Origin of the sequence: Aneurinibacillus terranovensis DSM 18919, assembly GCF_000430625.1 — a bacterium.
Classification (GTDB): Bacteria; Bacillota; Bacilli; order Aneurinibacillales; family Aneurinibacillaceae; genus Aneurinibacillus_B; species Aneurinibacillus_B terranovensis.
On sequence record NZ_AUMJ01000009.1, the window covers coordinates 76,645 to 90,645 of the forward strand.

Annotated in this window: 16 protein-coding genes and 1 riboswitch; of the genes, 5 read left to right on the plus strand and 11 right to left on the minus strand. The window is 44.3% G+C overall.

The features are described from left to right. The coding region (locus H525_RS29235; protein WP_211236953.1) for a hypothetical protein at positions 1-232 on the plus strand (232 nt) is incomplete at its 5' end. Positions 233-380: 148 nt separating this feature from the next. Continuing rightward, positions 381-482, minus strand: a riboswitch (purine riboswitch). Positions 483-595: 113 nt separating this feature from the next. On the opposite strand, the gene H525_RS0101540 is transcribed toward H525_RS29235, so the two are convergent. Beyond that, on the minus strand, positions 596-2,104 hold the full coding sequence (locus H525_RS0101540; protein ID WP_027414735.1) for a leucyl aminopeptidase: 1,509 nt from the start codon (positions 2,102-2,104) through the stop codon (positions 596-598). Between the two features lie 177 nt (positions 2,105-2,281). Here H525_RS0101540 and H525_RS0101545 point away from each other — a divergent pair, with 177 nt between their 5' ends. After that, positions 2,282-2,761, plus strand: a complete 480-nt coding sequence (locus tag H525_RS0101545; RefSeq protein ID WP_027414736.1) for a divergent PAP2 family protein — start codon at positions 2,282-2,284, stop codon at positions 2,759-2,761. Between the two features lie 23 nt (positions 2,762-2,784). Here H525_RS0101545 and H525_RS22435 read toward each other — a convergent pair whose 3' ends face one another. From H525_RS22435 to H525_RS0101565, 5 genes are all read right to left on the minus strand, one after another. Then, entirely contained in the window at positions 2,785-3,432 is a 648-nt protein-coding gene (locus H525_RS22435) for a 3D domain-containing protein (RefSeq protein ID WP_245590374.1), read from the minus strand. 102 nt (positions 3,433-3,534) lie between these two features. Then, the gene (locus H525_RS0101555) at positions 3,535-3,804 is read right to left on the minus strand and encodes a YuiB family protein (protein WP_027414737.1); all 270 of its coding nucleotides are present in this window, start codon (positions 3,802-3,804) and stop codon (positions 3,535-3,537) included. 92 nt (positions 3,805-3,896) lie between these two features. Then, a complete protein-coding gene (locus H525_RS27750) occupies positions 3,897-4,043 on the minus strand; it encodes a YuiA family protein (RefSeq protein ID WP_162142460.1) in 147 nt (48 codons plus the stop codon). A 228-nt stretch (positions 4,044-4,271) separates the two neighbouring features. After that, a complete protein-coding gene (locus H525_RS0101560) occupies positions 4,272-4,526 on the minus strand; it encodes a hypothetical protein (protein ID WP_027414738.1) in 255 nt (84 codons plus the stop codon). 9 nt (positions 4,527-4,535) lie between these two features. Beyond that, complete coding sequence (locus H525_RS0101565; protein ID WP_027414739.1) at positions 4,536-5,726, minus strand: NAD(P)/FAD-dependent oxidoreductase; 1,191 nt, start codon at positions 5,724-5,726, stop codon at positions 4,536-4,538. 327 nt (positions 5,727-6,053) lie between these two features. Between H525_RS0101565 and H525_RS0101570 the strand changes: the two genes are divergently transcribed. From H525_RS0101570 to H525_RS0101580, 3 genes are all read left to right on the plus strand, one after another. Continuing rightward, on the plus strand, positions 6,054-7,049 hold the full coding sequence (locus H525_RS0101570; protein WP_027414740.1) for an NAD(P)/FAD-dependent oxidoreductase: 996 nt from the start codon (positions 6,054-6,056) through the stop codon (positions 7,047-7,049). A gap of 132 nt (positions 7,050-7,181) precedes the next feature. Further along, the gene (locus H525_RS0101575; RefSeq protein ID WP_027414741.1) at positions 7,182-7,364 is read left to right on the plus strand and encodes a hypothetical protein; all 183 of its coding nucleotides are present in this window, start codon (positions 7,182-7,184) and stop codon (positions 7,362-7,364) included. Between the two features lie 40 nt (positions 7,365-7,404). Continuing rightward, a complete protein-coding gene (locus H525_RS0101580; RefSeq protein ID WP_035099643.1) occupies positions 7,405-7,662 on the plus strand; it encodes a hypothetical protein in 258 nt (85 codons plus the stop codon). Between the two features lie 424 nt (positions 7,663-8,086). Here the strand turns inward: H525_RS0101580 and H525_RS0101585 are convergent, their stop codons facing one another. From H525_RS0101585 to H525_RS0101605, 5 genes are all read right to left on the minus strand, one after another. Beyond that, positions 8,087-8,668: an RDD family protein gene (locus H525_RS0101585; protein ID WP_245590381.1), complete on the minus strand. Its 582-nt coding sequence runs from the start codon at positions 8,666-8,668 to the stop codon at positions 8,087-8,089. Between the two features lie 664 nt (positions 8,669-9,332). Then, positions 9,333-9,920, minus strand: coding sequence for an aspartate/glutamate racemase family protein (locus H525_RS22440; RefSeq protein WP_245590375.1), 588 nt, complete (start codon positions 9,918-9,920; stop codon positions 9,333-9,335). Between the two features lie 21 nt (positions 9,921-9,941). Beyond that, the gene (locus H525_RS0101595; RefSeq protein ID WP_027414744.1) at positions 9,942-11,516 is read right to left on the minus strand and encodes a hydantoinase/oxoprolinase N-terminal domain-containing protein; all 1,575 of its coding nucleotides are present in this window, start codon (positions 11,514-11,516) and stop codon (positions 9,942-9,944) included. Further along, positions 11,513-12,610 carry an S-methyl thiohydantoin desulfurase family protein gene (locus H525_RS0101600; RefSeq protein ID WP_027414745.1) on the minus strand — a complete coding sequence of 366 codons (1,098 nt, stop codon included), beginning with the start codon at positions 12,608-12,610 and terminating at the stop codon, positions 11,513-11,515. The genes H525_RS0101595 and H525_RS0101600 overlap by 4 nt, the downstream gene beginning before the upstream one ends. A 38-nt stretch (positions 12,611-12,648) precedes the next feature. Further along, on the minus strand, positions 12,649-13,968 hold the full coding sequence (locus tag H525_RS0101605; protein WP_027414746.1) for a purine-cytosine permease family protein: 1,320 nt from the start codon (positions 13,966-13,968) through the stop codon (positions 12,649-12,651). Positions 13,969-14,001: the final 33 nt, after the last annotated feature.

The following is a 14,001-nucleotide window of genomic DNA, read 5'->3' on the forward strand; positions in this document are numbered from 1 at the left end:
AACTCGCGGGCGTTGCCGCTCGTCCTTTTTCTGCAGGGTAGCGAAACGGCCGCTTAGTGACCGGAAGGTCGGACCGACAAAACATCCGGGTATCTCAAGGATGGAGACAATTGTCGGTCTGATCGACCTTCCGGCCACACGCTCCACATCGAAAAAGAAACGTTCGGCACACCCCCGCGAGATTTTCTCAGGTGACCAATGGAAGAAAGCATATGTTGCTTTAACACTGTAAAGCAACATATACTTTCCTTAACGACTAAAAAAAATCCGGAAAACTTTTTCACAATGACAACGAGTGAAAAAGCCTTCCGGATTCTATCAACGATCATGATCATTCCATTTTGAACGATTTTAATCGCTGTCCACGACAGAAACACAAAGACGCCTTTTATTTCACCCGTAGTCAGATCATTTACGGTAATCTGGTAGAGACTTTTGGGCCATATTCCCAAGATTATACGAGTTGTATTTATTTTTTCCGATGGAGTTATTATATATAAACCGACCAAAAAAATAAAGTCCGGATTCAGGAAAACCCGAACTTTAATCAACAAATCTCACTACAACATTCGCTTTATTAGTAAAATCCAAATGGTTATTCTTCGTTCTGATTCACGGAACGCAGGAGAGCAAGCGTACCTAACGTCCTCACCATAGCTCCGGTTCCACCCTGCGGAGATAAATCGCCCGCCTTGTCTGCCCAAGATGTACCCGCGATATCCAGGTGCACCCACGGAGTATCTCCAGCGAACTCACCGACAAAAAGGCCTGCCGTAATCGTTCCGGCATGGCGACCACCGGTATTTTTAAGGTCGGCAATTTTACTTTTTATCTGCTCCTTATAAGGTTTATAGGCAGGCAGCCTCCAGAGCAGTTCCCCGGCTTCAGCGGCCGAAATCATCACGTCTTCCATGAAATCTTCATCATTGGTAATGGCCGCCGTTGTACACGTACCGAGTGCAACCAGAGCGGCCCCCGTTAAGGTAGCCAGGTCGACAATAAAGTCTGCCCCCTGCTTTTTCGCGTAACAAACACCGTCCGCAAGAATAAGCCGGCCTTCCGCATCTGTATTTAAAATCTCGATTGTTTTTCCGTTCATCGCGGTTAGGACGTCACCGGGCTTAAACGCTGAACCGCTCGGCATATTGTCTGTCATGGGAATGACAGCAACGATATTAACGGCGGGTTTAAGGGTTCCGATAATTTCAAGCGCACCAATAACCGCTGCAGCGCCGCCCATATCGCCTTTCATTTCATCCATTCCCGCACCGGGCTTGAGGGAAATCCCACCGGAATCAAACGTTATCCCTTTGCCAACAAATCCGAGCACATTCTCCCACGTATCCGTTCCCTGATACTTGATCGTGACCATCTTAGGCGGCTCGACAGACCCTCTGTTGACACCGAGCAGTCCACCCATCCCGTACTTTTCCATATCGTGTTTTTCCAATATTTCTACCTGCATGCCGTGGCGTTCCGCTACTTCTTTCGCTTTTTCCGCAAACACAGTAGGTGTGAGGTAATTTCCCGGCATATTGACGAGGTCGCGGGCTAGATTCGTTCCGCGGGAGAATACTTCTCCGAGGTGAGCCCCGTCTTTTGTTTCCTCCAAATGTTCTGCAGTACAAAATAAGGTGAGCGACTCCAACGAAACTTTCTCTTCAACCCTCTGATGGTATCCGGCAAAGCGATAATCAGCAAGCAGCGCACCTTCCACCACAGCGTGGGCCGCTTCCTTTGCATCAAGAGAAGTCCACGCTTCCGACAGTTCAAAGGCTACTTTCGTCAGTTTGGACTTTAGTGCTTCTTTAATCGCGCGGGCGCTGGCTTCACGCAGCTCTTCAAAAGTAAGTTCCTGCGCGTCTCCCAGTCCGAGTGTCATGACCCGGCCAACCGCTGTCTTTCCCAGTGTATGTATAAGCTGTGTTTCTTTGTGTTCACCGCTAATTTCACCGTTTGCCAGCAAAGCTTTGATGGCTCCGCCCATCGCTCCATCCACCTCTGCCAGTGCGCCCTGAACGGTTCTCGTATTGTTGAACACACCCACAATCAGGCAATCTGCGTTTTCGGTAAGGCATCCTTCTGTTAGCACGTTAATATTCATGTAAACACCTCCACTTGAAATTTTATCAGTTTATAATATATATGAAAAGTTAACAATATCCTTACAACGATCTGGTACAATACTATAAAGAACCTTTAAGAAAACTTGGCTAACGCCAACCGCCGGCACAAGTGATAGGCTTGCGGTTCACATATGAGACATGAAAGGAAGAAATGGATGCACCCATTGTTTTCTAATTTTCCGCTTTGGTCTGCTATGCTTGCGATTGTCCTCGCTCAGGCTGTAAAAATCCCCATCACCTATTTCACAACACGGAAATGGGACATGAAGCTTCTTTTTAGCACAGGCGGCATGCCCAGTTCACATTCGGCCGCGGTAACGGCCTTGACAACAGCCGTAGGCTTTGTTGATGGAGTCGGATCGAGCGCGTTTGCGATTTCGGTTGTTTTTGCCGTGATCGTCATGTTTGATGCCGCCGGGGTACGACGCCATGCAGGGACGCACGCTGCCGTCCTTAATCTGCTTGTGGAAGATTTTCAGCAAGTGCTGAACGAGTTAAAGACGCTGCGTGTAAAACCGCGGAGAGAGCAGGCAGAAAAGCTCAAAGAACTCCTTGGGCATCAGCCAAGCGAAGTGCTTATCGGAGGATGGCTTGGCATCATTCAGTCCACCATCATCTATTACTTAATAGCATAAAGCCGTACATCGTTTGTACGGCTTTAATCTTTTTGCGGTTCTTTTTTCAGTTGTGTCATTGTGCGAATCATTTCTTCGCTGAGTTTGCCTTTTCCTTTTTCGATAATATATACATTCAGCCGTTTTTTACCCCACTGCTGGTATACTTCGTTTTTTTTATCAAAGTATAAATCAATTTTATTCCCCTTTATGGCTGACCCGATATCTGCCACAATTCCATAACCATACCCTGGAATGTACAGGATGGTTCCGAGCGGAAAAACAGACAAATCGGCGGCAATGGTCGAGATTGTATCCTTATCCCGCCTTACCTTAACACCGGAGTAAGTTATGCCATAAGCCGGGTGGGTGATGTCCTTCCCCGTCGATTCCGGACCGGGATAATACCCGGTAGCCACAACATTTACCTGCGGATAGTGTGCCAGTGCCGCAAGCGCTTCCCCTTGTTTGGCTATTGGGAATTGGTCTTTTACAGCTTCCGGTTTTGGCTGAGCTTTCTTAACAGAATGAATCACGGCTTTATTGACAGCCTGTGATTTGGATGGCTCACCAGTAGGCGTTTGACCTGACGTTGGCTTTTCCAGCAGCATATACATTCCCAGCATGGTAAGCACAAGTGATATTAGGAGATAAGGTAAAGAATATTTCACATTCTTTGCAATCATATTCACTGCTTATTAGCCTCCTCATATACTCATAGTGTCCCATCCCTCCCCTTCTTATACATAAAAAACCACCTGGTTGATCGACCAGGTGGTGATTATCGTTTTCCGTTAAAACATGCGGTATCCTTTGGATCGTAACACCCTAATCGTCCAGCCGCTTGCAACGGCTCCCAATAGACCGGACGTCAGCATCGCATAATCCGCAATGTGTGGAGTTCGATGATTGGTAAAAAAGTATATCATCGTTCCCACTGCCAAACACAAGTAAAGAAACATAGGCAGCCATGTCGTTTTAATTAACATATTGAAGATAAAACCAATTCCAAAAAACAAAATTAAAAACAAAGGAATTCCAATAATAAATTGCGCAATATTCAAGGCATATCCCCCCAAGCCCATACTTCCTTCAGTTTACTGTAATAGCAGGGGCCGGTCAATGATGCTGCTGTGCCTTCGTCTTTTAAAACCATTTAAGACGAGGACGATCCTGTGGTCGCGGCCGTCTCGACATTTCCTGTTCCCTGACATGACGGACATGTTTCCGAACCTCCGGTAACTAATTGAAAGTAACCATTTCCTTTACAATACGTGCATGTTGTTTGACTTTTGTTTTCCATACGTACCCTCCCGGCGATTTTGTGCTTATCTCTCTTTTATCTATATTTTCAGATTATTATAACGAAGGAAAGACAAATTGTAAACAGTAAGTGAGAACGAATCGAATGGTCTGTTTTTTTATGTAAAGCCAAAAAAACCCGTAAATCACAAGAAAAGTGATACGGGCCTTTTTTGGCTGAATGGCCATTGCCAAAATTTTTCAATTTCTACTGCCATCACTGATATTTTTATAATTGCTCCTGGTCATTTTTGGCACGGGATACGATTGAATCCAAGTAATCCCGTTTTCCTCTTTCCCGTCCCTTTTGCTGTAACCGCTTGATAGCCGGCTCAATTAACATCTCCAGTTCATGCTGAATCGTGTAAGCTAAATCGTGCCGATTCTGCGCTTCAAGGAATTTTCCTACTTCAAACAGCTTTTCATAGCGGCCGCGTTCCTCCGCCGTCAGCAATGCGCGCACCTGTACACTAGCATGCCTCATAAAGAACTCCTACAACTTGGCTTTTTTCATCATGAGGGATAATCCGCCAATCAAGAAAAGCGAACGGTTATCGATCACTTTTTTCATGAAAGCAGCGGAACCGCCAAACAGTTTTTTATCCCCAACAAGCCCAATGGCTTCCCCTTTTCCTAAAGAAGCTACTGTACCCTTTAAGCTGGGAACGAATGCTTTCATTTGACCGCCACGGATAAGTGCGATCAAATTCGATGCAAGCGTATCCCCTTCCTGGATAGCAATCTGTGCGGTTGGAGGATAGGGACGATTGGTTTCATTATTGATGAGCAGGGCGCTGTCACCGATGACAAAGACGTCTTCATGACCCGGTGCACGTAGGAATTCATCAACTTTTACACGTCCGCGCATCGTTTCAAACCCGGCTTTTTCAATCACGGAGTTTCCACGTACGCCACCTGTCCAGATAACGGTATTGGATTTAATTTCTTCCCCGTCACCAAGCACTACACCATCTGGCGTACATTCTTTAATTGGCGTATTGATTTTAAATGTAACGCCTTTGCGGGTAAGAACTTCCATTGCATAATCGACAAGTTCCTGATCAAAGCCCGGAAGAACAGTAGGTGCGGCCTCGATGTTATACACTTTAACAAGGCTGCGGTCTACATCAAACTCTTCGCACAACTCAGGAATACGGTCGGTTAATTCGCCGAGGAATTCAATCCCGGTAAATCCTGCTCCACCGACGATAAATGTGAGTTGTTCAGGGCGGTGTTCCATTTTGTATTTTGCGAAATTATACTCAATGTGCTCACGAATTTCCCGAACACTGTTAATGCTGCGAATGCTGAACGCGTACTCTTTCAACCCCTGAATTCCAAAAGTTTCCGGTTCACTACCAAGCGCTACCACGAGATAATCGTAAGTGAGTTCTTCGCCGGATTCTAACAGCACTTTCTTTTCTTCGCGTTTAATTTCCGATACGCTGCCTTTAACAAACTTAATTTTGTTCGTATCAAGCAGTGTTTGAATCTCAACACGGCATTTATCGGGGTCTGTTGTGCCCGCGGCCGGCTCATGAAGCCAAGTTGTAAAATAATGATAGTCATGCTTGTTGACAAGGGTCATTTCCACCTCATTATAGTTCATTTGCTTTTGAAGGCGGACCGCTGTCATTAGGCCGCCATACCCGGCGCCTAAGATTAAGATTTTTGGTGTACTCATTTTTTTCACTTCCATTTTCTTATGTTAGTAATGAAAATCCACTTGTACTTTTTTTCACTAGCTTTCCCTGCTGAAAAAATAACACTCATAGATTATTTACCACTTTGCCATGAATTGTTCACATTTTTATCATAAATCGGTTTTTACGTTTTTTCAAGTGAAAATATGCACAATATGCTTTACCTGTGTGCTTAATTTTTAAACGAATGTTATTTCTTCGTCCAAGCAAAATAATTCGCATTTATTTATTTTCAGCTTTTCAGCCAATACATGTAGCGATATAATGAGAGAGTGATTTTTTTTAATAATTCGGGGGTGTCAGAAAAAATGAGTCAAAATAGGGATGAGAGAGTTTACGATATTACAGTGATCGGGGGCGGCCCTACCGGCATGTTTACCGCTTTCTATGCCGGAATGCGCCAATCAAGCTGTAAAATTATAGAGAGTATGCCCCAATTAGGCGGACAATTATCCGCACTTTACCCTGAAAAGTTTATTTATGATGTGGCTGGATTTCCAAAGGTACGTGCACAGGAACTGGTTGATCGATTAAAGGAACAGCTTACACATTTTGATACAGCATGCTGCCTGGAGGAAAAAGTTCAGAACGTAGAAAAAAAAGAGGATATCTTTGAAATAACAACCGATCGTGGCGTGCATCTATCCCGTACGGTGATTATCACCGCCGGGGTTGGAGCATTCGAACCACGCCGTTTAGAGTTAGAAGAAGCGGTTCAGTATGAGAAAGCAAATCTCCATTATTTCGTGGATGATTTAAATAAATTTGCCGGACAGAAGGTCGTTGTTTTCGGCGGAGGTGACTCGGCGGTTGACTGGGCGTTAATGCTTGAACCCATCGCTGAAAAAGTCAGCATTATCCACCGCAGGGATAAATTCCGCGCCCATGAACACAGTGTTGAAAATTTGATGAATTCAAAAGTAAACGTTCTCACTCCGCATGAACTGCATGCGCTCCACGGAGACACAAAAATTACCCAGGTGACCGTTCGCAACAATAAAACGGAAGAACTGATTACGGAAGACGTCGATGCGGTTATCGTGAACTATGGCTTTATTTCTTCCCTCGGCCCGATTAAGAACTGGGGATTAGAACTCGACAAGGGATCAATACTTGTTAATTCGAAAATGGAAACAAATATTCCAGGTATTTATGCGGCCGGCGACATTGCTACCTACCCGGGTAAAATTAAATTGATTGCTGTTGGCTTCGGTGAAGCGCCTACCGCGGTCAACAATGCAAAAAGCTATATAGATCCGGATGCAAAGGTGCAGCCTGCGCATAGCTCCAGCTTGAAAATGTAGCAAACCACATTCCATTAAAGTTGTTAGTCAGTTAAGCCCACCCTAGGGGTATTATCCCATATGGCGGGCTTATTTGTCGTATAAAAGAAGAGCTGTAAGCAGACCCTGTATGGTAAAGGAGATGAATTAGCGATGACACGCAGTGCTATTTCTGCTTTGTATACTATTTTCCTCGTAGCGGTTACCATTGGCATTCCCCTGCTTATCTTTTTTGGCACCGATGAACCGGTAGCGGGACTGCTGGCCGCCGTTCTTTCCTTCATTGTTTTGCTTAGCTATATGTTGTATGCAAATTTGCTGAACAGGCGAAGTTGAAATAGGTTTCATCCTTTTCTAAGGAGGAGTATACGTGTCGATGTGCCCTGTATGCAACGGGTTTTCCCGGCTTGAGGAGAAGTGCCCAACGTGCCGACACTTGATGGAGGATGAGGGAAATATTCAGTCTTACTACGGCCCCTACAGTCCGTACCGGGGCATAGACGACGAGAAGCTTTATAACAATTACCCGGATTTGGTGGCGCACCAGTGTATTCATGTTCTTGCCTGTGAGCATTGCGGACATCAGGCAACCTATGCCGTGCAGGAGATTACTTCTTTATCCGCCGAACTGTAAACAGGTGCATCATCCCGTTAAGCGATACGCCTGAATAAGCCCTCCATAAAGAAAACTTGGCTGGCATCAAGCCGCAGGATCAGATGGTAGTATTAGTTGCCTTTATGTGCGTAATAAAGGTTTACTTTCTTATACGCGAAAAAAAGAAGCCCATGGGAAGGCTTCAAGAAAGACACCCTTGTTCGGTAGAGGGTGAAGACTATGCCTACTTACATGATACCAAGCCAAAATGAGTTTTCTATGTAGGTTCTGTTAAGATTTAATTAACAATGGATTATACTCCTGTTTAGTTTCTCCCTTACGCCCCGGAAACAAATGCCCCCTCCTGGAATATCATATCTTTGACTATGTTTTTATGAATGATAAGTATACTTTCTCTGTCTTGCATTAAAAGGAAACCGTTACCCTACTAAAAATAAGCCTGCTATCGCAGGCTTATTTTTATGGGGACCGTTTTCTTTTGGTTCTTGCTATTAAGCTTTAACGAATCCCCCTCTTGTTGCTTTTCTACAACGAAGCAGCGGGAAAGCATATCATGCAGCCCCTGTCTTTTCTTTGTAAAACAAACCGGAATAAACACGGGAATAGAAAAAAAGAGAAAGTCTGTGTTTACTGCTGTGTGTTTTGTAAATAAAAGAAAAAGGATGGATAAGACGGATATTACAGCGGTTCGTACCAAAGATTGAAAGAATGTAATTCTTTTTCCATGTTTATTTACAATTTCAATACCTATTAAGTTCTTCCCCACCGTTGCTTTTATGGGAGAGCATTCCATGCTTATTTTATAGAGGAGAAAACCCGTTATAAAAGCATACAGGACCTGTTGATCCATCGTAAAATGAGAAAATCCCCGGTATTTTTCAAACAGCACAAAACCGAAAAAGAAAGCGATAGAATAAAGGGCACTATCGATACAAAATGATAACAACCGATTAATGAAATGAGAATAGCTAAATCCTTTTCGTCGTAAGATATAGTCTTCAAAACGTATAATTTTGTTTTTCATTCCGTTCAATGAATATCCCCCTTTACCCCTTTAGCAACTCAGTTTTCCTAGCAAGAGCAGTATCTTCCTATAAATCGTGACTAATTTATCTATTATTCAAAATAATATACGAAAATTACTGTTAATTCAAAATATATTGCGATAGGGTGCATGCGAATGGAATGTTCGCGGGATGCATCGAAATCCGTTACATTTTTGCCGATTTTCCCTTACGATGAAGCATAGATGTCCGTACTCCTCTTCCGTTTGGGGATCGGCCGAAACATGCAGGTAACTCGAAGATGGAGATAGTCGGCTAAAAGCGTACCCAAACACCAAAGAAACCGGGCAAGCAGTAAACAAAAATTGAAACAAAAACGACCAAAGTTGGTCGTTTTTTTACATGATGAACGTGATCTGACGTTCATTGTATATAAAATTTTTCTTTCTGATAATGCCGCTTTTATCTAGACGTCATTATTATTAAAAAAAATCATTAACTAGTTTAAATTAGCTGTTCATTTTCTCAGTTCCATACTTCCCTGTACACTCTCATGAAAATTCACCTGTCCTTTTTATCATGAAATTTATGAATAACTTGTTTACTTTAACAGCCTGACTACCTTGTAGTTAATGGCTAGTTTTTTGTCTGTTTTGATTTTTCACGCCATAATGACATCAATAGCTATAGGCGAACTTTTGCAGGAGGGGACATATACGTTAGTCGACTTTGTTTCACTCCCATTGAAATAACACTTTCTAACATTTTCGTTGCTGCAAAAGCAGGATCTATCACCGGTACTTCATACCCGTGTTTTTTAAGCTTTTCCTGAAGAACTGCCGCTACTCCCATCATCCCAGTACACCCTAAAACTAGTGCATGAGCTTTATCTTCTTCTATTGCTTTAATCATTTCTTCAAACAAAGCACTTTTCAATTTCTCTTTTTCATTGACTTCTAAAACAGGTATATTCACATATCTAACGGAAGCTAAATTTCCGTTAACTCCTAATGTTTTACTAATATTTCCAATCATCGGAACAACATTGGGAAGTACAGTTACCACAGAAAAAGATTTTGCTAATAAGCTGGCAAAGAGCATCGAAGCTTCGGCTGCACCAACGACCGGAATATTGAGCACTTCACGTGCTGGTTTAACTCCCGGATCTCCAAAACAGAAACTAATAATTCCATCATACCCGTCCTTTTCAGCTTCTATCGCTTTTTCTAACAGGTTAGGTATGCACAACGCCTCATCGTATTCACATTCCACGGATTCCACAATCCCCTTCAATTAATTAACTTTTTCCAAGTTCGCCGCCAGAGTACCTGCCGCTTTGACACGAACACGTGTAGCGTTACCCGGAAGATAGGCTAATGGTACGTCTTCAATATCCACAATCTTAACAGTATCAGGATCCGCACCGGCGGTGATGGCTTCCTCAATTGCCATCTGTTTAGCCAGTTCCAGCGTTTTTTCACGTCCCAGTTCATCCAGAGCAAAGACACGTTCGATCTGCCCGCTGACTTGGGCAATACCAGCACCGATTGCATTTGCCACCCCGAAATCACCGGGACGAATGACGTTGGAGGCACCCTTTAGTCGATCCGGTAAGAGAATGCTTCCGCCTCCCACAAGTATCACCGGAACCGGTTCAGCGCTCGTCTTCATTTTGTCTATCGCTTCCTCAACCATTTCGACGATCTTGGTATAAACTCTTTCCAGTAAAGCTTTATCCAAATGCGCAACCTTCTCTTGTTCTCCGATATCGGCCTTTCCAAGGGCCACCGCCACATCGGTAGCTGTTAAGGTATCCCCGCCAAAGACAAGCCCCTTTTCCGGTAATCGATAGCCTACACTATCCGGCCCCACCGTAAAGCTGCCGTCTTCTTGAATGCGTACGATCGTTCCCCCTCCTAAACCGATAGAAACCAGGTCAGGCATCCGGAAATTAGTGCGCGCCCCGCCGATCTCAACCGCCAATGAAGATTCACGTGGAAAAGAGTTGATAAGAACCCCAATATCTGTCGTTGTCCCTCCGACATCCACGACAAGCGCATCCGATAACCCGGTAAGATAGGATGCCCCGCGGATACTGTTTGTTGGTCCGCAAGCAATCGTAAGAATTGGGTATTTGATAGCATATTCCACATTCATAAGAGTTCCGTCGTTTTGTCCAAAGAAGACTTTGGCGTTGATCCCCTCTTCTTTTAGGGCGTTTACAAAACCTTCTGCAGTTGTTTTCGCTACATTAACAACCGCGGAGTTAAGAATCGTGGCATTTTCACGTTCCAGAAGACCCACACTGCCGATTTCATGAGAAAGGGAGACTGGAATCTCGCTGCCTAATACTTCATGTAAGATTTCTGCAGCACGAAGTTCATGTTGCTTGGAAACCGGTGAGAACACGGATGTTACAGCAACAGAATCGACATTGCCTTTGATTTCATGGGCTATTCTGTACAAATCGTCTTCATCAAGTTTTGCAATTTCACTTCCGTCGTACTCGTGTCCACCTCGAACAATATACGTGTATTTTCCGAGATGGCGACGCAGATCATCAGGAACACCAACTAATGGCTTGACTGCAAGTGTCGCGGGAGCACCAATACGAATAGAGGCGATCTGATTCAAACGTTTGCGTTCCACAAGCGCATTTGTACAATGGGTTGTACCTAGCGTTGCATAATGAATCTGGCTACGTGGTACACCTGATTTTGCAATTACCTCGCGCATTGCCTTATAAATTCCTGAGCTTACATCTTCTGTCGTTGCAGACTTGGTTTTTGCTATTACTCTGTATTCACTGTCTAAAAGAACGGCATCAGTATGGGTTCCACCTACGTCAATTCCAATTCTGTAACTCATTTGAGAGCAACTCCTTTTCCTACAAGTTCTTCCACCGGAATGTATTCCATTTCATAGCCAAAATAGGCAGGTCCGCATGTTTCGATGCCCTTTGATGTACGCCATTTTGAATGACAAGGAATGCCAACCACTACAGTACGGGCTCCATAACGCAGAGCTTCTGTTGTAATCGGGAGCCCTGTTTCAGCATCAAGAACCGCAATCAGATCTGGGGTTACACACAAAAGACGGTCATCTGTCTTGGCAATTAAATGCTCATTTTGAAAACGAATTTCGAGGGTTTCTCCATAATAATCCAACAATCCTTCAATTTTCGCCGTGCCACGGGCAAACCCGGTTTCCGTTTTTCGGTTTATGTCTACCACTTTACCGCGGAATAATTCAAAACCCTTTGTTATTTTAAGCACTTCTTGAATTGGATCGACATTGTTTTCTTTAGCAAGACGAATGGATCGCCCGATCTCCTCTTCCTGTTTGAGAATATTATGAATCCCACTTTCCTTCAGATTTCTTCCCGTCATCGGATAAATCGCAAACATCACCGCTCCGCCTTTTTGAATCGTTACACTGCGGGCAATCCGTTCCGCCCAGAGGTTATCGATGGTATTTAATAAGGTAACATTGCCTTTTTCATCGGCAATGACCATCGGCGAAGCAGAAATTCCGTCCAGATAGAAAGTAACCATTTGTAATTCTGGAAACGCTCGCCCCATTCCATCCACGTCGACAACAGGCAATCCAAGTTGCGCAGCCAGGGCAAGCGGCAGCATGGAATTAAGGCCTCCCGCTTCAATTGGAAACGTGGCGAAAACTTCCTTCCCCATGTACTTTTCCAATGATTGGAACGCAACTTTCGCTTCATGCCCGCTTGGCGCTTTCTCAACCATTACCGTTGGGGCTCCCATCATTCCGGACGATACTACAAACGCGTCGTCAGGAACTTCATCTACCGACAAGAGTTTGATGGGTCCGAATTCCTCTATCGCTTGAAGCGCCATCAACTTACCTATATACGGGTCCCCTCCGCCGCCGGTTCCCAGTAATGCCGCTCCAACCGCAATATCTTCAATTTCTTGTTTCCCTAAAAGTCTCATGTTTTTCTCTCCCTTCCGTTGTATGTGTCCAAGTGTATTTAAGCTAGTTGATCAACTTCTGGATTTTTTTGACTAATAGCACTACCGAAGATCTTCATGCCAACTAAATAGGCTATTCCGCTTACAATAAGGGAATTTATCGAAGGAATTCCAATTTCAATAAAGTAACCTGCCAATGCACCTAGTACCCAAGCTGCGAGAGTAGTAGGATTTATAGATTCGGAAGTTTCGGGTAACAGCCCCTTTTGACGACTCTCGCCCAATACCTTTCTGTCACGTTTCAGGATAAAGTAGTCCACTACCATAATCCCGGCAATCGGAGGAACCCAGACGCCAAGTAAAACTAGAAAATTAACGAATTTATCTAGAATACCCACCACCGAAAGAACTGTTCCAATTATTCCGATAATCAATGTGACGAGCCCCCGGTTCACCTTAACGTTGAATAAAGAATCGATCAGGTTCGTAATTCCCAAGGAAGAGGAATACAAATTTAAATCGTTAATTTTCACGGTGGCAAAAATCACTATGGCAGCTCCCAGCCAGCCCGTAGTTTGCAGAACAATCGTTACTACATCGCCGCTACCTACCGCGTGTGCCATTAATACTGCAATAAGATTCACGCCGAATTCTCCAACTATCGTGCCAATCAAGGTCATCCACAAAACATCTTTGCCGTTCCGACAATACCGGCTCATGTCAGGAGTGATTATGGCACCAATCATATATCCCCCGGCCACCATGGTAGCGGCCATTCCCAAAGAAAGCGCCGGACCGGGAGCCGGTGTAGAAATCAAGTCAACAAGCGAGTGATCTTTCAAAACTTTATAGATACCATAGGCAATAACCGCTAAAAAACCAGGTACCGCAATCCTTGCCGTCCAACTCAGCCATTTAAAACCGAAGATTACTATGAGTGTGACGAACAAACCGGTTATCGTTGCCGCTAATGGGAAGCCCAATGCACCGTTTAATGCGCCATCCAACCCCTTTGCAAATACCGAATTCTGAACTCCAAACCATCCTATCGCTCCAATAGCAATGACGGCACCAAGAATACCGGAACCATATTTGCCAAACCCTGTCCAACGGGCTAGCAGACTCGTCGAAAGCCCTTCCCGGGCCCCAACAATTCCAATTAATAAACTAACTACTTCCAAGAGAACACTGCCAAGCATAGTGGCCCAAAAAGCCTGCCAAAATGTCATACCGTACCCGAGTGCCGATCCCAGCATAAATTGAGACAGAGTTGTAAGGGCACCAAGACGTACCAACAGGACTTCCCACATAGGCAGGCGCGCCCCAGCGGGTACCCTGGTCAGTGAAAAATCATCTGCCATATTGGAGTTCCCATTCATTTTTCGCAATCTCCTTCTTTACTATCGATTTTT

Bases quoted from the DNA above. Each gene is read 5' to 3' on its own strand.
- H525_RS0101540 (WP_027414735.1), bottom strand. From the start codon at position 2,104: ATGAATATTAACGTGCTAACAGAAGGATGCCTTACCGAAAACGCAGAT.
- H525_RS0101545 (WP_027414736.1), top strand. From the start codon at position 2,282: ATGCACCCATTGTTTTCTAATTTTCCGCTTTGGTCTGCTATGCTTGCG.
- H525_RS27750 (WP_162142460.1), bottom strand. From the start codon at position 4,043: ATGGAAAACAAAAGTCAAACAACATGCACGTATTGTAAAGGAAATGGT.
- H525_RS0101560 (WP_027414738.1), bottom strand. From the start codon at position 4,526: ATGAGGCATGCTAGTGTACAGGTGCGCGCATTGCTGACGGCGGAGGAA.
- H525_RS0101565 (WP_027414739.1), bottom strand. From the start codon at position 5,726: ATGAGTACACCAAAAATCTTAATCTTAGGCGCCGGGTATGGCGGCCTA.
- H525_RS0101570 (WP_027414740.1), top strand. From the start codon at position 6,054: ATGAGTCAAAATAGGGATGAGAGAGTTTACGATATTACAGTGATCGGG.
- H525_RS0101575 (WP_027414741.1), top strand. From the start codon at position 7,182: ATGACACGCAGTGCTATTTCTGCTTTGTATACTATTTTCCTCGTAGCG.
- H525_RS0101580 (WP_035099643.1), top strand. From the start codon at position 7,405: ATGTGCCCTGTATGCAACGGGTTTTCCCGGCTTGAGGAGAAGTGCCCA.
- H525_RS0101585 (WP_245590381.1), bottom strand. From the start codon at position 8,668: ATGAAAAACAAAATTATACGTTTTGAAGACTATATCTTACGACGAAAA.
- H525_RS0101595 (WP_027414744.1), bottom strand. From the start codon at position 11,516: ATGAGTTACAGAATTGGAATTGACGTAGGTGGAACCCATACTGATGCC.
- H525_RS0101600 (WP_027414745.1), bottom strand. From the start codon at position 12,610: ATGAGACTTTTAGGGAAACAAGAAATTGAAGATATTGCGGTTGGAGCG.
- H525_RS0101605 (WP_027414746.1), bottom strand. From the start codon at position 13,968: ATGAATGGGAACTCCAATATGGCAGATGATTTTTCACTGACCAGGGTA.